This window comes from Streptomyces subrutilus (assembly GCF_008704535.1).
GTDB classification, from domain to species: Bacteria; Actinomycetota; Actinomycetes; order Streptomycetales; family Streptomycetaceae; genus Streptomyces; species Streptomyces subrutilus.
In genome coordinates this window covers 4419719-4442851 of the sequence record NZ_CP023701.1, presented here as the reverse complement: position 1 = coordinate 4442851, position 23133 = coordinate 4419719, and the positions used below count along the sequence as shown (strand labels likewise).

Genomic DNA, 23133 nt, shown 5'->3' with positions numbered 1-23133 from the left:
ACGGCCGGACGGGACGGCGGGCCGGCACGGGCGGCCTAGCTGGGGGCTTCCGCGCCGGGGCGGGCGTAGAACCACCAGGCCACGACGGTGCAGGAGGCGTAGAAGGCCACGAAGCCCCACATCGCGCTGGTCACGGCGAAGTTGGCGAACATCGCGGGGATGAAGAAGAAGCCGTAGGCGGCGATGGCGGCGGTGAAGCCGGTGACCGCGCCGGACTCGATCTCCGCCTGCTTCAGGGCGGCCGCGTACGCGGGAGTGCCCTCCGTCAGCCCCTTGAGGTGCTGGCTCCGGAAGATGACCGGGATCTGCCGGAACGTCGAGCCGTTGCCGATGCCCGAGAAGAAGAAGGCCGCCAGGAAGCAGAGGAAGAAGCCGTGGAAGGAGCCCTGGTCGGAGCCGGCCGGGAGGAAGGTGATGACGCCGATGAGGGACAGGGCCATGCCCACGAAGGACAGGATCGTCACCCGGGCGCCGCCCAGCCTGTCGGCCACCCGGCCGCCGGCCCAGCGGGCGAGCGCGCCCAGCGCCGGGCCCATCCAGGCGTAGGTGGCCACCGAGTGGGCGGGGAACGTGGTCTTGATCAGCAGCGGGAGGGCCGCGGCGAAGCCGATGAAGGAGCCGAAGGTGCCGACGTAGAGCCAGGTCATCAGCCAGTTGTGCTTGCGCTTGAAGATGACCTTCTGCTGGCTGAAGGGGGTGGAGGCCACCTTGAGGTCGTTCTGGCCGAACCAGGCGACGGCCGCCAGCACGATCAGGACCGGGACCCACACGAAGGCGGCGTTCTGGAGGTAGACCTCCGAACCGTCGGCCTTCTTCTGGCCCGCGCCGACGGCCAGGACCGAGGAGGTGATCAGGATCGGCGTGAGCAGCTGGACGACCGAGACGCCCAGGTTGCCCAGGCCCCCGTTGATGCCGGTCGCGTTGCCCTTCTCCTGCTTCGGGTAGAAGAAGCCGATGTTGGCCAGCGAGGAGGAGAAGTTCGCGCCGCCGATGCCGCACAGCGCGGCGATCGCGATCATCGTGCCGTACGGGGTGCCCGGGTCCTGCACCGCGAAGCCCAGCCACAGCAGCGGCACGATCAGCACGACCGTGGAGATCGCCGTGAAGCGGCGCTGGCCGATCATCGGGCCGACGAAGGTGTAGACGATGCGGGCGGTGCCGCCGGTGACGCCGGGCACCGCGGTCAGCCAGAACAGCTGGGACTGCGAGAAGCCGAAGCCGACGTCCTTGAGGTTGGTCGCCGTGATGCTCCAGACCTGCCAGACCACGAAGGCCACCAGCAGGGCGGGGACCGCGATCCACAGGTTGCGGGTCGCGACCTTCTTGCCGGTGGACCGCCAGAAGGACGGATCCTCCGGCGTCCACTGCGTGATGGTCCGGCCCGGACGGTACTGCGCCGGATCGGCGACCGGCCTCTGCGCTTCCTTCGTGGCGGTACTCATTGCACTTCCTGGAGTCACTGGAGTCAAAGGGGTCAAAGGGGTCTGAACGGAGAGAAAGGCCCCGACCCGTCCAGACTCCGCCCTCCGCGGCCCCCGGCGACAGAGGACAACGCACCGGGGGCGACCGGGACAAGGTCCCGTCGCCCCCGGTGCGTCGGTCGGCCCGCCGCGGGGTCCTACCACCCCAGCGGCACCACCGGGAGCGAGACCTCCGGGTCGTCCAGGCAGGCGCCGGTGCGCAGGTCGAAGACCTGCTTGTGCATGGGCGAGGCCACCACCGGGACGCCGTCGCGCGAGCCCATGATGCCGTCGGCGATGACGTCGGCGCCCGAGAACGGGTCCCGGTTGCCGACCGCGTACACCCGCCCGGCACGGTCCTTGAACACCGCCGCCTCGCTGCCGTCGGCCAGCCGGGCCGCCCGCCCGCGCCCCGGCTCCAGGCCGTCGCCGCGCGCCGCGGCCCCGAAGTCCGCCGTCCCGAACCGCTCCAGCGCCGCCGGGTCCGCCAGGACCGCCCGCCACTCGTCCTCGTACGCCGCCACGTGCCGCTCCATCTGCGCCTCCAGCTCCGCGCAGATGCCGAGCGAGTCCTCGATCAGCACGGCCCGCAGGTGTTCCAGGCCCGCGCCGGCGCCGCCGAGCCGTTCGATCCAGGCGGCCGTCCGCTCCAGCCGCTCGCCGGTACGGACGTAGTACATGAGGAACCGGTCGACGAGGGAAAGGAGTTCGGCCGTCGTCAGGTCGGAGGCCAGCAGGTCCGCGTGGCGCGGGGTGGCGCCGCCGTTGCCGCCCGCGTAGAGGTTCCAGCCGTGGGCGGTGGCGATGACGCCGATGTCCTTGCCCCGCGCCTCCGCGCACTCGCGCAGGCAGCCGGAGACCCCGCCCTTGAACTTGTGCGGGGTGCGCAGCCCCCGGTAGCGCAGCTCCAGGTCGATCGCGAGCCGGATCGAGTCGCCCTGCCCGAACCGGCAGAACCGGGCGCCGACGCACGACTTCACCGCGCGCAGGGACTTCCCGTACGCCTGTCCGGACTCGAAGCCCGCGGCGCCCAGCCGCCGCCAGATGTCCGGCAGCTGCTCCCTGCGGACCCCGAAGAGCCCGATCCGCTGCGCACCGGTGATCTTCGTGTAGAGGCCGTGGTCGCGGGCGGCCTCGCCCAGCGCGATCACCTGCTCCGCGGTGATCTCGCCGCCCGCGACGCGCGGGACGACCGAGTAGGTGCCGTCCTTCTGCAGGTTGGCGAGGTAGAGGTCGTTGGAGTCCTGCAGCGCCGCCTGTCCCCCGGTCAGGATGTGGCCGATGCCCAGGTCGGGGGCGAGGGTGCCCAGGACGTTGGCGACGACCGGCTTGCAGACGGCGCAGCCCTCGCCGCCCGTCCCGTGCGCCTCCAGCAGCTCGCCGAAGCTGCGGACGCCCTCGGTGCGGACCGTCTCGTAGATCTCGGCGCGGGTCAGCGCGAAGTGCTCGCACAGCCCGCGCGGCTTCTCGACGCCCCGCGCGGACAGTTCGGCGTCCAGTACGGCCTGCAGGGTGCCGAGGCAGCCGCCGCAGCCCGTCCCCGCCTTGGTGCACTTCTTGACGCCGCCGATGTCGGTCAGCGCCTGCGCGGCCACCGCGTCCCGGACACGGCCCTTGGTGACGTTGTGGCAGGAGCACACCACCGCGTCGTCGGGCAGTGCGTCCGCGCCCGGCAGGTCCGCGCCGCCGGTGGACGGCAGGACGAAGGCCTCGGCGGGGCCGGGCAGCAGCCGGCCGGCGTGCGGCTTCAGCGAGCCGTACGCCTGCGCGTCGCCGACCAGGATTCCGCCGAGCAGGGCTCCGTCCGGTCCGAGCAGCAGCTTCTTGTAGACGCCCTCGCGCGCGTCGGAGAAGACCACGGACTTGGCCCCGCCGCGACCCTCGGGCGCGAACGGCTCGCCGAAGGACGCCACGTCGGCGCCCAGCAGTTTGAGCCTGGTGGAGGTGTCGGCCCCGGTGAAGGTGAGCCCGCCGGCCCCGGCCAGCGCCTCGGCGACCGTCTCGGCCATCTGGTAGCCCGGCGCGACCAGCCCGTAGACCGTGCCGTCGGCGCTCTGCGCGCACTCGCCGACGGCGTACACGTACGGGTCGCTGGTGCGGCAGTGCGCGTCCACGGCCACCCCGCCGCGGTCCCCGACCGCCAGCCCGCACGCGCGGGCGAGGCCGTCGCGCGGCCGGACGCCCGCCGAGAAGACCACCACGTCCGCGCCGATCTCCTCGCCGCTGCTCAGCCGCAGCAAGGTGGCGCGCCCGTCCCCGTCCGTCCCGACGCCGGCCGCGCCGACGCCCGTGTGCACGGCGACGCCCATGGACTCGATGGTGGCCCTCAGCGCGGCCGCCCCGCCGTCGTCCACCTGCAGCGGCATCAGCCGGGGCGCGAACTCCACCACGTGCGTGGTCAGTCCGAGCGTGCGCAGCGCCCCGGCCGCCTCCAGGCCGAGCAGCCCGCCCCCGACGACCACGCCGCTGCGCGCGCGGCGGGCGTACGCGGTGAGCGCCTCGACGTCGTCGAGCGTGCGGTACGTGAAGCAGCCCGGGGCGTCGGCGCCCTCGATCGGCGGCACGAAGGGGTACGAACCGGTCGCCAGCACCAGGGCGTCGTAGCGCAGCACCGCCCCGGACCGGCTGGTGACCGTGCGGGCGGCGGGATCGATCAGCTCGGCCGGGTCGCCCAGGCGCAGGTCGATGCCGTGCCGCTCCAGGAAGCCGTCGCGGACCAGGCAGAGGTCCTCGTCCGACGAACCGGTGAACGCCGCCGACAGGTGCACCCGGTCGTAGGCGGGGCGCTCCTCCTCGGCCAGCACGGTCACCCGCCAGCCGCCGCCCCCGGGCCGGGCCGGGTCCGCGAGCGCGTCGCGCTCGGCGAGCGCCTCCAGCAGGCGGTGTCCCACCATGCCGTGGCCGATGACAACCAGCGTCTGCGCCATGGGTCTCACTCCGTGTGCCAGATGTGCGTGCGGGCGGGTGCGGGCGGGTGGCTCCGCCGGATCCCGCGACTCCCCCGGATCCCGCTGGCGCCAAGGGGGCCTGCCCTCGACGGTAGGCCCGCGTCCCGGCGCGCGGGCCCCGAAAAGGGCCTGTCGGGGCGGGGCCGGCGGCCCGTCCCCGACGGGACCTGTGACCTGCGAGGCGAGCCCTTCGGCCGGCTTCGCGCGGCCCCCGCCCGCGTAGCGTGGACGGCGAGGACGTCCGCGGCGGCCACCGGAGCCCCCGCGCGACCGGCACCGGGGCAGTGGGAGGCGGGCATGCTCGTGATCGCCGTGCACGGCAGTGCCGTCCCGGCCGCCGCCGCGACCTTCCGCCGGCTGACCGGCGCGATCGAGGCCCTGAGCGGGGTCCGCGCCGTGGTCGGCCACCTCGACGTCCAGTCCCCGTCCCTCGCCGAGGTCGTCCGCGCGCACCCGGGCGCGGTCGTCGTCCCGCTGTTGCTGGGCGACGGCTACCACCGCCGGGTGGACATCCCGGCGGTCCTGGCGGGCACCGGCTGCACCCTGACCGAGGGGCTCGGCGGCGGAGACGGGATCGCCCTCGCCCTGCACGGCCGGCTGTACGACGCGGAGCGCCGCCGGAGCCCGTACGCCCGCGCCGACGCCGTGGTCGTGGCCGGCGCGGGCTCCTCGCGCCCCGGCGGGAACACCGGTACGCAGGACTGCGCGGCCCGGCTGGCCGCCCTGCTGGCGCGGGACCGCGGCCCCGGCCCCGCCCCCGTCCCGGTGGTGCCCGCGTACCTCACCTCGGCGGGGCCCACCGTCCCCGAGGCGCTGGCCCGGCTCCGGGCGGCCGGGTACCGGCGGGTCGCGGTGGCGGCGCACCTGCTGGCCCCGGGCCGCTTCACGCGGGCCCTCGCGGGCTGCGGCGCGTGGACGGTGTCGGAGCCGCTGGCGGACCATCCGCGCGTGGCCCGGCTGGTGCTGGAGCGGTACGGGGCCTCCGCGCGGGGCACCGGGAGCCTGCGGACCGCGCGCCTGGCCTGCTGAGGCCGGGGTCCCTGGTCTGCTGGCGGTCATGGCATACACCCCCATGACCGCCCGCGGCCGCCACGAGGAGCACCGGGCGTCGACCCCGCTGGAGCTGTTCTTCGACCTCTGCTTCGTCGTCGCGGTCGCGCAGTGCGGGGCCAGGCTGGTGCACGCCCTGGCCGAGGGCCATCCCGGTACGGGCGTGATCGGCTACTTCTTCGTGTTCTTCGGCGTGTGGTGGGCGTGGATGAACTTCACGTGGTTCGCCTCCGCCTACGACTGCGACGACGTGCCGTACCGCATCGCGACGCTGGTCCAGATCGCCGGTGTGCTCGTCTACGCTGCGGGCGTCAGCCGGGCCTCCGACGAGAACGACTGGACGGTGGCCGTCGTCGGCTACCTGATCATGCGCGTCGCGCTCACCGCGCAGTGGCTGCGCGCCGGGGCGGGCGAGAGCGGGCCGGCCCGCCGGGCCGCGTTCACGTACGCGGCGGGGCTGGTGGTCTGCCAGGCCGGCTGGGTGGCGCTGCTGTTCGCCCCGGACGACGTGAAGCGCTGGCTGTTCCTGATCGTGGCCGCGGCGGAGCTGCTGGTGCCGGTGGTGGCCGAGCGGGGCCACCAGACGCCCTGGCACCCGCACCACATCGCCGAGCGGTACGGGCTGTTCACCATCATCGTGCTGGGCGAGACCATCTCCGCGAGCACGGTGGCCGTGAAGTCGGCGCTGGACGAGCACGACGCCCTCGGCGAGCTGCTGCCGATCGCCGCGGGCGGGCTGCTGATCGTCTTCGCCGCGTGGTGGATCTACTTCGCGGCGCCGGTGCACGAGCGGCTGACCACCAACCGCGAGGCCATCCCGTGGGGCTACGGCCACCTGCTGATCTTCGCCTCGGGCGCGGCCATCGGCTCGGGCATCGAGGTCGCGGTCGAGCACGCGGTGGGCCAGGCCCACCTCTCGCAACCGGCCGCCAACGCCGCCGTCACCGTCCCGTCCGCGCTGTTCCTCCTGACGGTGTGGTTCCTGCACTCCCGCCACTTCAAGCGGGGTCTCGCGCAGCAGGCCACCCTGCCGCTCTCCGCGCTCGTCGTGCTGGCGTGCACCTGGGCGGGTCCGTACGCCGTCCTGTACGCGGGCCTGGTCGCGACGGCCACCGTCGCGGTCGGGATCGCCCTGTCGGCCGGCCCGGACCCCGCCGACGCCTGAACCCCGGCCCGACGTGGCGGAGCCGCGGCCCCGCCCGTCCCGTGCCCGCCGCCCGCAGCGCCGCTCCCACCCGCCCCGCACCCACCCGTCACCCCCGCGCCACCTGCGGCGTTCTCCAGCTCAGGACGCCCCCGCGACAGGAAGAGGCACGGCCATGACCCTCCCCGCACCACGGCCCGGCGGCGACGACGGCCCCGGCAGGGAACTGGCGGTGCCGGGCTTCTGGCAGCGCCCCCCGGCGCAGCGGCTCGCCGCCTTCGCCCGGCTGCGCGCGCTCGACGCCCCGGTGTTCGTGCCCGAGGGCGCCGGCCACTGGGCCCTGGTGCGCCACGCCCACGTGCAGGAGGCGAGCCGCCTGCCCAAGGTGTTCGCGAGCGCCCCAGGCGTGACCACGCCCGAGCCGGCCCGGTGGGTGCGCGCGCTGTTCGGGGACTCCATGGTGAACCTGGACGGCCCGGACCACGCCCGGCTCCGCAAGATCGTCCAGCGGGCCTTCACGCCCCGCCTGCTCGCGGCCGCCGAGGAGGACGTGCACGCGGTGGCCGCGCGCATCGTGGACGACGTGCTGGCCGACCGGCCCGACGAGTTCGTCTCGGCGGTGGCCTCCCGGCTGCCCCTGGAGGTCATCTGCAACATGATGGGCATCCCGGAGCGCCACCGGGCGGAGATCGCCGCCCGGGTGAACCACGCCTCCGAGCACATCGGCGTGGACCGCACCCTGGCCTCCCGGCTGCGGATGCCCGGGCGCGGGCTGCGGGCGCTGGCCCGGATGCAGCGGATGGTGGCGGGCATCGGCCGGGAGCGGCGCAAGAACCCCACCGACGACCTGATCTCGGCCCTGGTCTGCGCGAACGTCGACGGCCAGGCCCTCGGGGCGCGCCAACTCGGCGCTTTCTTCTCGCTCCTGATGGTGGCCGGGGTGGAGACCACCCGCAACGCGATCACCCACGGCCTGACCCTGCTGACCGACCACCCGGACCAACGGGACCTGCTGCTGGGCGACTTCGGGGCGCACGCGGACGGCGCGGTCGACGAGATGATCCGCCACTCGACGCCGATCATCCAGTTCCGCCGGACCGTCGTCGCCGAACACGTCCTGGGCGGACACCTGTTCCGGCCGGGCGACAAGGTGGTCCTCTACTACGCGTCCGCCAACCGCGACGAGGCCGTCTTCCCGGACCCCGACGCCTTCGACATCACCCGCTCGCCCAATCCGCACCTGGGCTTCGGCGGCGGCGGCCCGCACTTCTGCCTGGGCGCGCACCTGGCCCGGGTGGAGATGAAGGCGCTCTTCGGCGAGCTGCTCACCCGGCCGGTCGCCCTGCGGGCGGTGGGCCTGCCGGACCTTGCCCCGTCGAACTTCGACAACCGGGTCCGCTCGCTCAGGTTCGCCTTCGAGCGGCCCTGACGGGCGACCGGGCCGGGCGCCGGCCACCGGGCGGGCTGGGAGCCCGGCGGCCGGCTGTCCTACGGGCGCTACACCTGCAGGGTCTGCACCGCGAGGACGCAGTGGGCGCTGCTGGTGAGCACCTCCTCGTCGCCGGCGAAGGCCTGGAGGACCTCCTCGGTGACCGGCCGGCCGGGGACCGCCTCGGGCCAGGCGCGCGTCGCGAAGAGGAAGTAGGCCTGGCCGCTCTCGTTGGCCGCCGCGACCCACTCGTCGGGGGCGACGCAGGTGGCGTTCAGCCCGGGAAGGGTGAGGGTGACCTGGTTTCCGGCCATGAGGACGATCTGGACGGCGAAGGTACGCGGGTTGCGGGTGCCGTCCATGACCACGTCGCCGATGGGCAGTCCGATCTCTTCCAACAGCCCGCGCGCGGCCGCTTCTCCGGCCTCCCGGCCCTGCGGGCCGTCGCCGAGGGTGTAGGCCAGGAGGTACGGGATGTCGTGCCCGTCGGCGGGGTCGCCGATCCAGGCGAGGACCGAAAGGGTGCCGAGGTGGGACCGGTCGATCTCGGCTTGCGTAGAAGTCATGCGCCGCACCCTAGTGCTCCCGCACCCGGCCCTTTCACGGCCTTTCACCCGAGCGGGCTAGACGGCCCAGAAACCCCCTCCGGAATTCGCCTGCATGTTCGCGTCCTGGTACTGGAGGCGCACGATGCGCGCGTTTTCCGGGATTTCGAACACGACCCATCCCTCGGCCCGCTCACCGACCTCCAGGGAATCGAAGACGAGCGGTTTGCCGGTCGTCAGCTCCCCCGTCGGCACCACCGGGTGGCGCCGGCCCGCGCCGTCCTGCGCCCACATGCGTCCGAGCGCCCCGTACGAGGCCCCGCCCACGTTGACGAAGGACATGGAGGCGGCCACCCAGCGCTTGCCGGGCGCCGGCGCGTAGTTCTTCTCCACGCTCACCGCGGGGTCCACGTAGGCGTTCAGCACGGCCTGGAGGTGGCGGCCCACCTGCGCGCCGCGCACCCGTACGGAGTCGCCCACGCGGGCCTCCCGCACGGCGGGCCGCCCGGACGCCCCCTCGACGCCGGGCACCCCGTCGTCCACCGGGACGGCGGGCGCGGCGGCGGGTGCGAGCGCGGCGCCCTCGGGGGCGCTCCGGCAGGCCGAGGCACCGCACAGCAGGAGCGGGAGGAGGGCGGCGGCGACGAGGGGGGAGGAAAGGGCGGAGCGGCGCATGCGGAATCCCTTCGGGGACGAATTGCGGCCAGTCTCACGCCCCCGGGCGGGAAATTGCACACACCGACACGAGTGTGCGGAGCCGGTTGCCGCCCGTGTGCCAGCACAATGCATTTCCGGCGGATTCCCGCCGACGCGATCCGCGACCCGTACGCATGCCGTCCCACCTGGAGGAACCATGGCCCTTTCCGGCCCCCGCCTGGCCCTCGCGGCCCTTTCCGCACTGACCGCGGCGACCGCTCTCACCGCGCCCGCGACCGCCGCCCCCCAGGGAAATGCGATTTCCGTACAGCGCCACGCCGACCTCGGGGGCGACGGCACCGTCACCCTTTCCGGCACCTACCGCTGCGACGGCACGTCACCCGTGCGGACGGTGCAGATCTCGGCGGTCCTCGTCCAGGACCGGGTCCGACTGGGCTTCGGCGGCGGCGAGGCGCTCTGCGACGGGCGGGAGCACCCGTGGCGGGCCACCGGCAGCCTGCGGATGACGCCCGGCGTCCACCGGGGGCCGGCCGGCGCGGAGGTGCGGCTGCAGGAGATCGGCCGCTCGGGCGGGCTGCTGCCGACCTCGCTGCGCACGGTCGCGGAGGACCGCAGGGCCGTCGAACTGCACCGCCACCGCTGAGGTCCGCGGCCCGGGCCGCGGGCTCCGGCCCGCCGCTCCCGCTAGCGGCACACGGGCGCGACGCCCGTCATCGACATGAACGCCGTCGACTGGCACCCGGGGTCCGCGTGCGGGCGCCCCGTCGTCCAGTCCACGGCCGCCGGCACCCCGGCGGCCAGCAGGAGCAGGGCCAGGATGCCCGTCGCGGCGCCCTTGCTCAGCCTGCGCACAACACGATCCGTTCCATGTGCGCATGATCACCGAGCACCCGCCGCCCCACAACCCGGGGTGACCGTCCGGTCACCCCGCGCTGCGGGGCCGCCCCTCCGCGGCGAACTCGCACCACACCGCCTTGCCGTCGCCCCGGGGCTCCACGCCCCAGTGCGTCGCCACCGCGTCCACCAGCAGCAGCCCGCGGCCCGTCGTGGCCGCCTCGCCCGGGGTGCGCCGACGCGGCCACACGCTGGAGCGGTCCTTGACCCACAGCCGGATGCGCCGCACCGGCTCCGGCAGCACCTCCATGGTCAGCACCGCTCCGCCGTCCGTGTGCAGCAGCGCGTTGACCAGCAGTTCCCCCGCCGCCAGCTCCACGTCGTCGGCGAGCTCCGACACCCCCCAGTCGCGCAGCGCCTGCCGCAGCGCGTAGCGGGCTTCGGAGAGCCCCTCCGGGTCGGCCTGGTGGACGTACTGGTGGATGCGCGGCGCGCGGTGCGTGCCCGGGTCCGGAGCCCGGCGCAGCACCAGCAGGGCCACGTCGTCCCCGGAGCCCCAGCGCTCCCACAGCCGGTCCGAGAGGTGGTCGGCGAGCGCCCCGGCCTCCTGCGGACCGCTGCGGACGGCATGGGCGAGGGCCTCCATGCCCTGCGTGATGGCGGTGCCGGGCTCCTCGACCAGGCCGTCGGTGCACAGCACCAGCGTCTCGCCGGGCACCAGGTCGAGCCGGGTCTCGGGGAACTCCTCCTGCGCGAACAGGGTGGCCAGCCCCAGCGGCAGCCCGCCGCGCACGTTGGGCCAGCCGGTCCGCCCGTCCGTGTGCCGGATCAGGGGTCCGAGGTGCCCGGCGCGCACGGCCCGTACGCCCCCCGTCGCCAGGTCGACCTGCGCGTACATGCACGTCGCGAAGCGCTCGGTGTCCAGCTCGGCGAGGAACCGCGAGGCCCGGGCCAGGACCGTGGACGGGGGGTGGCCCTCGCCCGCGTACGCCCGCAGCGCGATCCGCAGCTGGCCCATGATGGCGGCCGCGTGCGTGTCGTGGCCCTGGACGTCGCCCACCACGATGCCGACCCGGTCGCGGGGCAGCGAGATCACGTCGTACCAGTCCCCGCCGACCTCCCGCCCGCTCCAGGCCGCGTGGTAGCGGACGGCGATCTCCCCGCCCGTGATCTCGGGGATGCGGCGCGGCAGCATGGCCGCCTGCAGTCCGGTGGCGAACTCCCGCTCCTGGTCGAAGAGGAGGGCCCGCTGGAGCGACTGGGCGACGATGCCCGCCAGGCCCAGGCACAGGTTGCGCTCCTCGGGACTGAACTCCGTGCGGCTGCGGTAGAAGAGCACCAGCCCGCCGATGGCCCGGGCCTGCGCGATCAGCGGCAGGTAGGCCGCGGCCGAGTAGTGGATGCGGCCCAGGTAGTCGCGCAGCAGCGGGAACTCCTCGCCGAGCGCGGACAGCGAGGTGACGAAGCGCGCCTGCCGGGTGAGCACCGCCCGCGACAGCGGCAGCGAGCCGTCCATGCGGGTCAGGTTGCGCTCGCCGAGGACCTCCAGGGACTCCCCGCTCATCGCGATCATCTTCATGGTGCCGCCCTCGACGAGCCCCAGGGCCAGCCCGTCCGCGCCGAGCCGCTCCAGCGCGCCCGCCCCGGTGAGCGCGGCCGTGACGTCGTCGACCGTCACCGCCCGCGACAGGGCGTCCGTGGTGCGCTGCACGATCGTCGTCTGCTGGGCCCGCGCCGACTCCAGCTTGCGCAGCTGCACCGCCTGGGCCAGTTCGGCCGTGGCGTCCCGGACGATCCCCACGATCCGGTACGGGTGCCCGTCCGCGTCCCGCAGCACCCGGCCCTGGGTGTGCGTCCACTGGTCGCGGCCGTCGCGCCGGTGGACCGTGAAGTAGCCGCCGTACGTCTCGCCGCCGGCGGCCAGGGCGGCCACCACGCTGCGGCCCAGCCGCTCGCCGTCGGCGCCGGGCAGGCGCAGGCCGAGCGCCTCCGGGGTGCCGTCGAACTCCTCCGGCTCCAGGTCGAAGACGGCCATCCCGGCCGCGTCGAGGTCGAGGGTGCCGGCGTCCAGGTCCCATTCGAAGCTGCCCATGCCGTTCAGCGCGAGCCGCTCCCCCGGCCCGGTGACGGGGGACTGCCGGCCCTGCCCGGGGCCCTCGCGCTCCGCCGCTGCCAAGACACTCACCACCTAACGGCCGGGCCAGCACGGCTGGGAGATCAGCCGCTCCCACTCCTCGTCAGGATGCCCCGGAAGGGTGCGCCCGGCCTCCCGCCAGCGCGTGACGAGGGACAGGTAGATCGGGGGCTGGGCGGGAGGGGAGGGCGCCGCGTACGGGCCGTGGTCGTAGCCGTGGTCGTAGCCGTGGCCGCGGTCGTGACCGTGGCCGTGGCCGGTGGACCAGCCCGCGCCGGGCTGGTCCTCCGCGGGCCCCCGCACCCGGCCGCCGCCGGGAGGCGTCCCCCTGGGGGAACCTTCCCGGCTGGCGGGAATCCGTACCCAGCCTCTGCCCTGTGCTCTCTCCGCGCTCATCGCGGACCCCTCTCACCCGCGGCTCTCACCGCGGATACGTCTTCGGATGTCCGGCCGGGGCCCGGTCGGTCCGTGCGGCGCCGGTGGAGCCCGGTCGGGCGCGCCGGGTGCCGAGGCGCCCCAGGTCTCCCTTCACCAGTCTCCCCGCCGTGAAGCCCGCACCGTGCACGAATCGCATGGAAGGGCCGAATGAGGGAGCGCTCAGCAGCCCCGCGAAGAACAGTCCCGGCCACGAGGACTCGAACCCGGCGCTCAGTTCGGGCGTCCCGCCGCCGCCCACCGTCGCCAGCGAGGCCCGCAGCCCCGCGTCGAGCACGTCGAGCCGGGCCAGGTCGGGGCTGAAGCCGGTGGCCGCGATGACGTGCCCCGTCTCCACGACCACCGCCTCCCAGGCCGGGTCCGCCAGCTCCAGCCGGGTGCGGTCGCCCACCGCCGCCGCCCGCAGCAGCCGGTGCCCGAGCAGGGCCGGTACGCGCCCCTCGAAGCGCTCCCGCAGCCACCAGGCACCGGCCGGGCCCAGGGCGGTCGCCGCGATCCGCTCCCGGGTGGGGGCGGGCAGCCGGCGCACCGCCCAGGGCAGCTCCGACCACGCCCAGCTGCGCCATCCGGTGCCCAGCCCGCTGTGCGGGGCGCGCAGGGCGCGCAGCGGGGACCGGTCCAGGGGCTGGGGCGGCCCGTTCCAGTTCAGCCGGGGCCGCCGGGCCACCAGCAGGGGGCGCGCGCCCCGCTCGGCGAGCAGGACGGCGGTCTCCAGGGCGGCCTGCCCGGCGCCGAGCACCACGACGTCCTGCCCGGCGAAGCGGGTCAGGTCGCGGTGGCCGCTGCTGTGCGAGACGTGGCCGGGCGGCAGCCCGCGCAGCGCGCGGGGATGGTGGACGAAGGGCATCACCCCCACCGCGAGGGCGACCGTCCGGGCCAGGAGGGGCGGTCCCTCGGCGGTGTGGACGCGGAAACCGTCGCCGTGCGGGGTCACCTCCGTGACGGTCACCTCCTCCACGGCGGGCGCGGCGGCCCGCGCGAACCACATCCCGTACGCGCTGAACGTGCCGATCGGCAGCGGAGTGCCGTGTTCCGCGGTCAGCCCGAGGGTCGCGCAGTAGTCGGCGAGGGTGTGCCGCCCGCCGGGCGCCGACAGGTTGGACGACCAGGGCTCCGACTTGAGGTACATGCCGCCGGGCATGTGGTCGCGCCAGGAGGCCATGGGGCGCCCCAGGAGGCGGACGCCGAGCCCGGCGCCCGCCGCGTGCGCGGCGATGGACAGGCCGTACGGGCCCGCCCCGACCACCACGAGATCGTCCATCCGGGTCACGGCCGCCCCACCCTTCCCGGTCAACGGCTCACCAGCTCGTCCGGTTCGGCCGGCGCCTCCGGCGGGACCGGCCGGGGGGCCGCGGCGCCCTCGCCGGCGGCGGACGGCCCGCTGCCCCGCTGCCGGGGGGCGCGGGCCGCCGCGCGTACGGTGCGGCGGCCGTGGCCGGGGACGCCGCGCAGGACCCGCGCCCCCTTGCCCGCGCCCCGGCCCAGGAAGGCGCCGACCATGGCCAGGAACGGCAGCGGGTCGTCCGCCGCGAACCAGGCCGCCTCCACCCGGCCCCGCTCCCCCACGGGCAGCACCCGCACGGCTCCGGGCCGCCGGCGCTGCCGGGGCGCGGCCCAGCTCGCGCTGCCGGTGGCGGTGCGGGCGCCGGCCCCGGGCGCGGGGCCGGCTCCGGCCAGGGCCCCGCTACCGCGCGCGGACGCGGTCGCGGCGCCGGTGCGGCTCGCCGTCCCCGCCCCGGGCGCGCTCGCGCTCCCGGGCACGGGTTGCGGCCCGGCCGGGGTCCCGGTAGCGCCGCCGGCCGCCGGCGGCGCACCGGCTGCGCCGCGCTCGGGCGCCCGCCGCTGGCCCGCGACGAGCGGCGCGGCGGGAGCCGCCGGAGCACCGGGAGCCGCGGGCGCGACGGGGGCCGGCGGGCCCGCGGCCGCCCCCGTCGGGCGGCGGCGCGGCAGGGAGCCGCCCCGTACCGCCGCCAGCAGCGCGTAGTTCTCCGCGACGAACACCCGGCCCGGCCCGCCCGACGGCTCCGGTACCCGTTGCCCCGTCAGGTCGAGGTACATCGCCTGGACGACGTCCAGCCCGGACGCGTCCGTGAACAGCCGGAACTGCGCTCCCGGACGGGGGTTGAAGTCGACGAGCCGGAAGGTGCCGCGCTCGTCCCGGCGGAAGTCCAGGTCCAGGATCCCCTGGTAGCCGAGGCGTTCGGCGAGCCGCAGCCCCGCCTCCTCGACCGCCGGGTCCGGCAGCCAGCGCCCCACCGCCGTCAGTCCCGTCCGCACCGGCCAGGACATCTCCTTGCGGCCCGACCCGATCAGCAGCGGGTGGCCGCCCCGTCCGAAGGCCCCGTGGAAGAACCAGTCGGTGTCCGGGCCGGCCGGCAGGAACCGCTGGAGCAGCAGCCTGCTCCCGGCCTCGGCGGAGCGCTCGTACAGCCCCCGCGCCTCGGCGGCGCTGTGCACGAGCATGGTGCTCCGCAGTCCCGCGGCCCCGGCGGGCAGCAGCCAGGGGCGGCTCCACTTGGCGATCACCGGCAGTCCGAGCCGCCACGCGGCCTCCGCGGCCTCCGCCCCGCCGGCCGGGACCACGGTCTCCGGGTGGGGGACCTCCCAGCGCGCGCAGAGCCGGGACAACTCGGCCTTGTCGGCCACCCGGGCGGGCAGGTTGTCGGGCTGATGGGGAATCCGGAAACGGTCCGTCAGCATCGGTGCGATCCGCGACACCGCGATCGCGCTGAGGTCGTCCATCGCCACCAGGACCGCGGGCCGCCCGATCCGCTCGGAGACGCCGGCCAGGCACGCCCCCAGCGCCTCGGGCGCCTGCGGGTCCAACCCTCCGTCAGGTCCCGCGTGCACGGCCCGCAGATACCGCGACCGCGCCATGGGCCCCCCTCCGGCCTCGACGACGGCATGGACCTCCACGCCCTTGCGGCCAAGGGATCTGACGGCGCCGAGGGTTCCGTGGTGGAACGGATTGCGATCGAGTCGGAGCAGGACGGCGGGCACATGGTTGGCGAACGCGTGCATGGAAGCGGTGTCTTTCACCTAGTCGGACCAAGCGGGGGTGGTACGCAGCTGCGAATGGCCTACGCAGCATTCACCGGACAGGCCATTCGTCAGATCTGATGTCTAACGTCTGGGGTAAGCACACCGATTCGGGAGAGCTCGGGAGACGCCATGCCCAGACCACGCCACCGACTGGTGAGTACCTGCATCGGTACGGTCACGGCCGGACTGCTCGCCACCGGGGCCGCGCTCGCGGCGCCCGAAGAGGACCGGCCCACGGGCTCCGACATCGCCATGGGCGCCTACCTGGACTACGGACCGCCGGGAGTGGCCCGGATCCCGTACCTGTCGCGCTGGCTGGGCGGCAGGGAGATCCGGGTCGGCCACACCTATCTCCCCGGCGACCAGTGGGCGGGCATCGAGGGGAACGTCTCCTTCCTCGAATCCTGGGCGGCCTGGCGCCGGGCCGCCGACGACCGGATGTTCGTCCTCAACGTGCCCATGCAGGCCCGCAACGAGGACCGGGTGCCCGACTACCAGGTGGCCCAGCTGATCCGGGCGGGCGCCGAGGGCCAGTACGACGCGCACTTCACGAAGCTCGCCCGGCGGCTGGTCGCGCTGGGCGTCCCGGACACGGTGGTCGTGCTCGGATGGGAGATGAACGGCACCACCTACACGCACCGATGCGGGCCGGACCCGGAGCGGTGGAAGGCGTACTGGAAGCGCGTCGTGACCGCGATGCGCTCGGTGCCCGGCCAGGAGTTCAAGTTCGACTTCGCCCCGAACCGGGGGACGGACGCGATCGGCTGGACCCGGTGCTACCCCGGCGACGACGTGGTCGACATCGTCGGGATGGACTCGTACGACCAGGCTCCCGGCCGGACGTTCGACGAGCAGGTCAGCCAGCCGTACGGGCTCCAGCAGCACGTCGACTTCGCGAAGGCACACGGCAAGGAGATCTCGTACCCGGAGTGGGGGCTGTTCCGCAACGGGGACAACCCGGAGTACGTGCGCCGCATGCTGAAGTGGATCGAGCAGCACAAGCCGCTCTACCACACCATCACCGACTACTGCCCGCACGGCGTGTGGCAGTGCAAGCAGAACCCGCAGTCCGCGAAGGCCTTCCGCGACGCCCTGACCCCGCAGAAGCCCGCCCCGGTGACCCCCACCCCCGTGACCCCCACCCCCGTGGTCCCCACCCCCGTCGTCCCGACCCCCGTGATCCCCACCCCGGTCGTGCCCACGCCGGCCGTGCCCACCCCGCAGATCCCGACCCCCCAGATCCCCACGCCCCAGATCCCGACCCCGCAGATCCCGACCCCGCAGGTCCCCACGCCCGAGGTCCCGATGCCCGAGGCGCCGAGCCCCGCCGTCCCCAGCCCGGCCGCACCCAGCCCGGCCGTTCCCTCGCCCGAGGCCACCGCGCCCGAGCCCCCCTCCCCCGAAGCCCCGGCGCCCGAGGTCCCCAGCCCCGCCGCGCCGAGCCCCGCCGCACCCAGCCCCGCCGCACCCAGCCCGGCCGTCCCGTCGCCGGAGGCGTCCCCGCCGGTGCCCCCGGTGTCGGCCCCGCCGTCGCCCGTGCCCCCGAAGCCCCAGCCGCTGCCCGAGAAGCCGCCCGCCAACGGCAGGCAGTGGTGCGTACCGGTCAACTTCGGAGAGTGGCTCTCCAAGCTGGTCGGCAGGCAGTCGGTCTGCGTCCAGGTCGACTGGGGCAAGGACTCCGGCTTCTGGCCCTTCTAGACGACGGGTCATCGCACCCGCAGGTCGTTGAGCCGCGCCCGCCAGTCCCGGGCGGCCGGCAGCGACTCGCGCAGCGCGTCCACCACCCGCTCGCGCCCCGTCACCTGCGACTCGTGCAGCCGCAGCAGGGGCGCGAGCGCCGTCGTGGCCAGCAGGAACCGCTGGTTGACGACCGTCTCGGGCCGCCAGTGGTTCTTGTACGGCTCGCTGCCGCGCAGGAAGCTCACCACCGGCCGGCCGTCGGCCAGGGCCCGCTCCGCCTCGTGGCGCAGCAACAGCGTCCCCACGTCAACCTTCAGCGCCCGCAGGTCCGGGTCGGCCCCGTACAGGTAGCCGCCGCTGAGCCCGGCCGACAGCAGGGTGACGTTGGCCGCGACCACCTTCCCGTCGAGCCGGAACTCGGTCATCCGGCCCTCCCCGGTCCGCACCATCCGCCGGGCGGCCCGGGTCAGGTGCTCGGCGAAGCGCGGCCTGAGGTGTTCGGGGTTGACTCCGCGGCCGCGCCACTGCTTCTCGTGCAGCCGCAGCAGCGACCGTACGGCGCGCGGCACCTCGTCCTCGGTGACCTCGTGCTCCTCGATCCCGGCCGCGTCGGTCTTGCGGAGCTTGGCCCGGACCCGCTGGGCGCCCGAGGACGGCATCCGCCTGACCAGTTCGTCGAAGGGCAGCGCGGGCAGCTCCATGCAGGTGGAGTCGGTGAGTGTGCTGCCGACCCCCGCCCAGTGCTTGCCCAGCCCTTCGGCGGCCGCGCCGGGCCGCACCTCGCGCAGGTCGACGACGGCGCCCCGGGCGGCCCGGTACAGGCCGCGGGCCAGCGCCGGGACGACCAGGTCGGCGTGCTCGGCGGCGACGAGCACGTCGAAGTGGTCGGTGATCGGCCCGCCGAGCGGCACCAGCAGCGGCAGCGGCCGGTGGACGAGCATCAGCGGGGCCGCGCCGACCAGTTCGCCGCCGCGCCGCACCAGGAGGATCCGCAGCCGGCCCTCCCTGCCGTACGACAGCCACCAGGAGTGGAGCCAGGCGTGGCTCTGGAAGGGGGTGGCGGTGGGGCAGCCGCGGACGAGCCGGTTCCACGGCTCTTCCAGCCCGGCGAACTGCCGGGGATCGCGGCACAGCGTCACCGACAGGCCCCCGGTGGAGCCCGCGCTCATCGCACGGACTCCTTCTCCTTGGTCTCGGCGTGGTCGCCCTGGGCGGGCAGCGTGGCGTACTCCTCCACCACGGGCGCGCCGGCGGCGGCCCCGGCGGCCCGTTCCCGGCGCCGCCCGCGCGCGGGCCGGGCCAGCAGCCACAGGCCGCCCAGCAGGCCGCCCGCGCACAGGCCGACGGCCGCGCCGAGCGGGGCGGACGGGGAGGCGGGCTCGGTGGGGGCCACGGCCTGGTTGAACAGGAGCAGCTGGACGCCGGTGTTCTTGGCGGCCTGGTTGCTGCTCAGGGAGAGGGCGTCGGCGACGGCGTTGGCGATGTCGGCGGCCTCGGCGGGGCTCGTGGAGGTGCCGGTGATCGCGATCATCGGGGATTCGGGTGAGGTCTCGGCCCGCACCTGCGTGCGCAGCTCGCGCGCGCTGACGCCGGCGCGCGGCTGCGCGTAGGCGAGGGTGGAGCTGCTGGTGGCGATGCGGGCGTACGCCTGGGCGAAGCCGAGGGCGGTGGCGGGCTCGGTCGTGTCGCCCGGTACGGCGACGACGTAGCTGGTGGCGGCGTACTCGGGGGTCTTGAGCACCCCGTACGCGCCGCCCGCGGCCAGCCCGAGCAGGGCGCAGGCGGGCAGCGGCCACCACGCGGGCGGCGGCAGCAACCTGCGCCGGGAGCCCTTCTTCTCCGGGCGGTGGTCGGACTTCTTCTGGTCGGCGGTGTCGGCCATGAGCGTGCTCGCTTCCTGGGAGTGCAGGGGAGTTCGTCGGGTCCCGGCCGTTGCCCCGGCCGGGGTGTACGTGTACGGGTCAGGCGGGTCCGGGCGGTCCGCCGCCGTCCCGCCCGGTACGGGAGCCCGGGGCGGCCAGGTCCAGGCCCGGCGGACCCTCGGGGGCCGGGCCGCCGGCCGCGGGAGCCGGGGCGGCCCCGTCGACCGGCGTTCCGAGCGCCAGGGCGTAGACGTCCAGGAGCTGCCGGGCGCTGCGCGCGATGTCGTAGCGGCGGACCACCGGCGGGGCCGGCAGCCGCCGCGCACCGGCCTCCATGTGCCCGCGCAGCGCCGCGACCAGCTCCTCCGTGCCCGGCCCGATGCGCCGGGCACCGGGCGCCTGGTCGGGCGGCAGGTCGTCGATGGCCGGGCAGGTCACGTGCAGCACGGGCAGCCCGGCGGCCAGCGCCTCCACCACCGCGAGCCCGAAGGCCTCCTCGCGGGACGGCGAGACGAAGACGTCCATGGCGGCCAGCAGTGCGGGGATGCCGGGGGTGCGGCCGTCGGCGCTGTCGCCGAGCGGGTCCCGCTCCCCCAGCAGGTGGACGCGGCCCTGCGCGCCGAGTTCGGCGGCCAGTCTGCGCAGCGCGGCCCGCTCCGGTCCGTCCCCGGCGAGCAGCAGGTGCGCCCCGGGCAGCGCCGCCACGGCCCGCACCAGGACGTCGAACCGCTTGCCCGGCACCAGCCGGCCGACCCCGCCGACCACGAAGGCCCGCTCGGGCAGGCCGGTCCGGGTCCGGGTGGCGCGCCGTACGCCCTCGTCGAAGCGGAACCGGACGGCTTCGATGCCGTTCGGTACGACGTGTACCCGCGCGGCCGGCACCCCCCACCCCTCCAGCCGGGCGGCCACGGTGTCGGAGACGGCCACGGTCGCCGCGCCCATCCGCTCGCCGGCCAGGTACAGCGCGCGCACCCCGCGCGTCAGCGGCCGGCCCTCGATCTCGTCGTCGCCGAGGGAGTGCTCGGTGGCCACGACCGCGCCGACCCCGGCGAGGCGGGCGGCGAGGCGTCCGTACACGCAGGCGCGGTACAGATGGGTGTGGACGAGGTCGTACCGGCCGCGCCGGATGAACCGGACCAGCTTCGGCAGCGCCCCCAGGTCGCGGTTGCCGGTCATCCCCAGGTGGACCACCCGCACCCCGTCGGCGCGCAGGCCCTCGGCGACCGGCCCGGGGTTGGTCAGCGTCAGGACGTCGCAGGGCATGGGCAGGTGCCGCAGCAGCAGCCGCAGTTGCTGTTCGGCGCCGCCGATGCCGAGGCCGGTGATGACGTGCAGCGCCCTGGCCGATCCGAGGTCCGTCACGTGCTTCACGGGCGCACCCCCCGGCGCAGCTCGCGGGTCTGGTGGCGCAGCTGCTTGATCCGCAGCCGGGCGGCGCCGTCCGCCTGGCTGACGTGCGTGCGCGGCAGGGCGTGCGGGCCGGCGAGCCGGCCGGGGTCGATGGCGCACGCGTACCCGTAGCCGGCGGCGCGGGTGGCGGCGACGACGCGGGCGTCGAGGTGTCCGTACGGGTAGCAGAACCCCGCGGGCACGGTGCCGGTGAGCTCGCGCAGCAGGTCGCGGCTGCCGCGCAGCTCTTGGCGGAGCACGTCGTCGGAGGCGGCGGTGAGGTCCTGGTGGAGCAGTCCGTGGGAGCCGATCTCCTGTCCGGCGGCGGCGGCCTGGCGGATGCCCTCGGCGGTGAGCAGGGGCTTGCGCGGCCCCAGCGGGTCCCAGACGTTGTCGACGCCGAGCCGTCCGGGCAGGACGAACAGGGTGGCGGTGCAGCCGTGGCGGCGCAGCAGCGGCAGGGCCCGGGTCAGGAAGTCGGTGTAGCCGTCGTCGAAGGTGAGGCCGACGAGCCGCTCGGCGCGCCCGGCCGCGCGGGCCCGCAGGAGCTCGCCGACGGACACCCCGCGCAGGCCCCGGGAGCGCAGCCACAGCAGTTGGGCCTCCAGGGCGCGGGGGGTGACGGTGATGCCGTACGGGTCTTCGGCGGGGTCGGTGAACTCGGCGACCGAGTGGTACATCAGGACCCACGGCGCGGCGGCCCGGCGGGTGGGTCGCACCGCGGCGGGGGCCGTGTCGGTGTCAGCGGGCATGGCGGAACCTCTGCGTGAGCTGGGACGAGGACCGGGCGATCTGACCGGGCAGGGCGGTGACTTCGATGGCGCCCACGGCCGTGCCGGTGGCCCCGAACATGGCCGGGACCAGCAGGCAGCCGAGGGCCGCGCTGAGCAGCGGGTCGGGGATCATCGGGCCGGCGATCCATCCGGTGCCGCCGGCCGCCGCGGCGGCCACGCCGAGCCGGCCGATGCTGGCCGCGACCCGGCGGACCTCGATGGCGATGATCCGCGGGCCGAGGCCGGTGAGCAGCAGGACGGCGGTGGCGGTGATGCCGGCCGCGTTGGCGGCGGCGATGCCGTAGGTGCCCCACCAGCCGACGGCGAAGGCTCCGGCGACGACGTTGACGAGCAGTCCGGCGCCCATCGCGAGCGCCGGGAACCAGGTCGGCCGGTCGGTGGAGAAGAAGGGCCGCGACAGTGCGCCGACGAGGCAGTGGCCGAGCAGTCCGAGGGCGTAGACGCGCATCACGGAGGCGGTGGCGAGGGTGTCCTGGTGGGTGAAGGCCCCGCGTTCGAAGAGGACCTGGATGATCTGCGGGGCGTAGCCGACGACCATCGCGGTGCCCGTGAGCACGGCGAGGGAGGCGAGGGCGAGGTCCTGTTCCACCCGGCGCCGGGCCTTCTCCCGTTCCCCGCCGGCCATGGCCTGGGCCACCACGGGGAAGGTGACCGTGCAGATCATCAGCGACAGCACCATCGGCATCTGCGCGACCTTCTGCGCGTAGTTGAGGTGCGAGATGGCCCCGGAGGGCAGCGAGGCGGCGAGGAACCGCTCGACGAGCACCTGCGACTGCCGGAAGACGGCGAAGAAGACGACGGGCGCGATCAGGCCGAACGCGATGAGGGTGGGCCGGTCGCGGTCGCGCTGGCAGCGGGGCGCGCCCTTGACCCGGCCCGGGCCGAAGCCCACGTGGCGGATGAAGGCGGGCAGTTGGACCAGGGCCATCAGCAGTCCGCCGACCGCCACTCCGGCGGCCGCCGCCCGCACCCCCCACAGGCTGTGCAGGGCGACCAGGGTGCCGATGATGCCGACGTTGTACGCCACGTAGATCGCGGCGGGCGGCACGAAGGACCGGTGGGCCCGCAGCGCGGCGCTGAAGTAGCCGGCGATCCCGAAGGACAGCACGGTCAGGGCGGTCAGCCGGGTGCACTGCACGGCCAGCGCCGGGTCGGGCAGGCCCGGCGCGAGGACGGCCACGACCAGCGGCGCGGCCAGCACGAGCACGGTGGCCACGGCGGCGAGGAAGACGGCGAGCCGGGGCAGGGTCGCGGCCACCAGCAGCCGTACGGGGTCCTGCGTGCGGGCGTCCTTGCGGGTGAGTCCGGCGCGGCCGGCGGCCCGCCGGGCCAGGGCGTGGCTGAAGGCGGGCACCATCAGCAGCGCCATGGCGTCCTCGATCAGCAGCGTGGAGGCCATCTCGGGGACGGTCCAGGCGATGAGGAACGCGTCGCTGTCGTGGCCGGCGCCGAAGAGGTGCGCGATCGTCTGGTCCCGTACGAGCCCGAACACCGCCCCGGCCGCGGTCAGTACGGCGGTGACGGCGGCGGCCCGGGCGAGGAACCGGCCGAGCGGAGCCGGTCCGCTCCCGCCGGGCTCCTCGCCGGAGCCGCCGCCGCCCGCGGGGCCGCGGGGCGGGATGCCGGCCGGGGCGCCGGGCGGGGCGGCCGCGGCGCGGCCCGGCCGTGCGCCGTCGCGGCCCCGGCCGTCGCCGGGCGCCGCGGGCGACGGGCCGGGCCGCGGCACGGCG

The 23133-nt window shown here is 75.5% G+C and carries 19 protein-coding genes; 5 read left to right on the top strand and 14 right to left on the bottom strand.

What is annotated here, in order from left to right; translation table 11 throughout:
• Positions 1 to 35: 35 nt before the first annotated feature.
• Together CP968_RS19555 and nirB are read right to left on the bottom strand one after the other, a co-directional pair.
• The gene (locus CP968_RS19555; protein ID WP_150519234.1) at positions 36 to 1442 is read right to left on the bottom strand and encodes an MFS transporter; all 1407 of its coding nucleotides are present in this window, start codon (positions 1440 to 1442) and stop codon (positions 36 to 38) included.
• 176 nt (positions 1443 to 1618) lie between these two features.
• Positions 1619 to 4387, bottom strand: coding sequence for a nitrite reductase large subunit NirB (gene nirB / locus CP968_RS19550; RefSeq protein WP_150519233.1), 2769 nt, complete (start codon positions 4385 to 4387; stop codon positions 1619 to 1621).
• A 318-nt stretch (positions 4388 to 4705) separates the two neighbouring features.
• Between nirB and CP968_RS19545 the strand changes: the two genes are divergently transcribed.
• From CP968_RS19545 to CP968_RS19535, 3 genes are all read left to right on the top strand, one after another.
• Complete coding sequence (locus CP968_RS19545; protein ID WP_167536824.1) at positions 4706 to 5437, top strand: sirohydrochlorin chelatase; 732 nt, start codon at positions 4706 to 4708, stop codon at positions 5435 to 5437.
• 28 nt (positions 5438 to 5465) lie between these two features.
• On the top strand, positions 5466 to 6623 hold the full coding sequence (locus tag CP968_RS19540; protein WP_150519231.1) for a low temperature requirement protein A: 1158 nt from the start codon (positions 5466 to 5468) through the stop codon (positions 6621 to 6623).
• A 154-nt stretch (positions 6624 to 6777) separates the two neighbouring features.
• A complete protein-coding gene (locus tag CP968_RS19535) occupies positions 6778 to 8031 on the top strand; it encodes a cytochrome P450 (protein WP_150519230.1) in 1254 nt (417 codons plus the stop codon).
• A gap of 68 nt (positions 8032 to 8099) precedes the next feature.
• On the opposite strand, the gene CP968_RS19530 is transcribed toward CP968_RS19535, so the two are convergent.
• Both CP968_RS19530 and CP968_RS19525 read right to left on the bottom strand, forming a co-directional pair.
• Positions 8100 to 8597: a DUF5949 family protein gene (locus tag CP968_RS19530; RefSeq protein WP_150519229.1), complete on the bottom strand. Its 498-nt coding sequence runs from the start codon at positions 8595 to 8597 to the stop codon at positions 8100 to 8102.
• A 57-nt stretch (positions 8598 to 8654) separates the two neighbouring features.
• Entirely contained in the window at positions 8655 to 9251 is a 597-nt protein-coding gene (locus CP968_RS19525) for a DUF4352 domain-containing protein (protein ID WP_150519228.1), read from the bottom strand.
• Positions 9252 to 9429: 178 nt separating this feature from the next.
• On the opposite strand from CP968_RS19525, the gene CP968_RS19520 reads away from it, so the two are divergent.
• Entirely contained in the window at positions 9430 to 9876 is a 447-nt protein-coding gene (locus tag CP968_RS19520; RefSeq protein ID WP_150519227.1) for a DUF6299 family protein, read from the top strand.
• A gap of 41 nt (positions 9877 to 9917) precedes the next feature.
• On the opposite strand, the gene CP968_RS34140 is transcribed toward CP968_RS19520, so the two are convergent.
• The 5 genes from CP968_RS34140 to CP968_RS34920 all read right to left on the bottom strand — a co-directional run bounded on the left by CP968_RS34140 (position 9918) and on the right by CP968_RS34920 (position 15462).
• On the bottom strand, positions 9918 to 10085 hold the full coding sequence (locus CP968_RS34140; protein ID WP_167536823.1) for a hypothetical protein: 168 nt from the start codon (positions 10083 to 10085) through the stop codon (positions 9918 to 9920).
• A 70-nt stretch (positions 10086 to 10155) separates the two neighbouring features.
• The gene (locus tag CP968_RS19515; protein ID WP_229885901.1) at positions 10156 to 12243 is read right to left on the bottom strand and encodes a SpoIIE family protein phosphatase; all 2088 of its coding nucleotides are present in this window, start codon (positions 12241 to 12243) and stop codon (positions 10156 to 10158) included.
• Between the two features lie 12 nt (positions 12244 to 12255).
• A complete protein-coding gene (locus tag CP968_RS19510) occupies positions 12256 to 12504 on the bottom strand; it encodes a hypothetical protein (protein WP_229885903.1) in 249 nt (82 codons plus the stop codon).
• 118 nt (positions 12505 to 12622) lie between these two features.
• Positions 12623 to 13897: an NAD(P)-binding domain-containing protein gene (locus tag CP968_RS19505; protein WP_150522004.1), complete on the bottom strand. Its 1275-nt coding sequence runs from the start codon at positions 13895 to 13897 to the stop codon at positions 12623 to 12625.
• A 29-nt stretch (positions 13898 to 13926) separates the two neighbouring features.
• Entirely contained in the window at positions 13927 to 15462 is a 1536-nt protein-coding gene (locus tag CP968_RS34920) for an ATP-grasp domain-containing protein (RefSeq protein ID WP_229885905.1), read from the bottom strand.
• A 345-nt stretch (positions 15463 to 15807) separates the two neighbouring features.
• Between CP968_RS34920 and CP968_RS19490 the strand changes: the two genes are divergently transcribed.
• Positions 15808 to 17376: a glycoside hydrolase family 26 protein gene (locus tag CP968_RS19490; protein WP_150519225.1), complete on the top strand. Its 1569-nt coding sequence runs from the start codon at positions 15808 to 15810 to the stop codon at positions 17374 to 17376.
• A gap of 8 nt (positions 17377 to 17384) precedes the next feature.
• On the opposite strand, the gene CP968_RS19485 is transcribed toward CP968_RS19490, so the two are convergent.
• The 5 genes from CP968_RS19485 to CP968_RS19465 form a co-directional block, all read right to left on the bottom strand.
• A complete protein-coding gene (locus CP968_RS19485) occupies positions 17385 to 18527 on the bottom strand; it encodes a GNAT family N-acetyltransferase (RefSeq protein WP_150519224.1) in 1143 nt (380 codons plus the stop codon).
• Entirely contained in the window at positions 18524 to 19240 is a 717-nt protein-coding gene (locus tag CP968_RS19480; protein WP_150519223.1) for a YveK family protein, read from the bottom strand. The genes CP968_RS19485 and CP968_RS19480 overlap by 4 nt, the downstream gene beginning before the upstream one ends.
• Before the next feature lie 79 nt (positions 19241 to 19319).
• The gene (locus CP968_RS19475) at positions 19320 to 20591 is read right to left on the bottom strand and encodes a glycosyltransferase (RefSeq protein WP_229885907.1); all 1272 of its coding nucleotides are present in this window, start codon (positions 20589 to 20591) and stop codon (positions 19320 to 19322) included.
• Positions 20588 to 21361 carry a polysaccharide deacetylase family protein gene (locus CP968_RS19470; protein ID WP_150519222.1) on the bottom strand — a complete coding sequence of 258 codons (774 nt, stop codon included), beginning with the start codon at positions 21359 to 21361 and terminating at the stop codon, positions 20588 to 20590. The genes CP968_RS19475 and CP968_RS19470 overlap by 4 nt, the downstream gene beginning before the upstream one ends.
• Positions 21351 to 23129: a lipid II flippase MurJ gene (locus CP968_RS19465; RefSeq protein ID WP_150522003.1), complete on the bottom strand. Its 1779-nt coding sequence runs from the start codon at positions 23127 to 23129 to the stop codon at positions 21351 to 21353. The genes CP968_RS19470 and CP968_RS19465 overlap by 11 nt, the downstream gene beginning before the upstream one ends.
• Between the last annotated feature and the right edge of the window lie 4 nt (positions 23130 to 23133).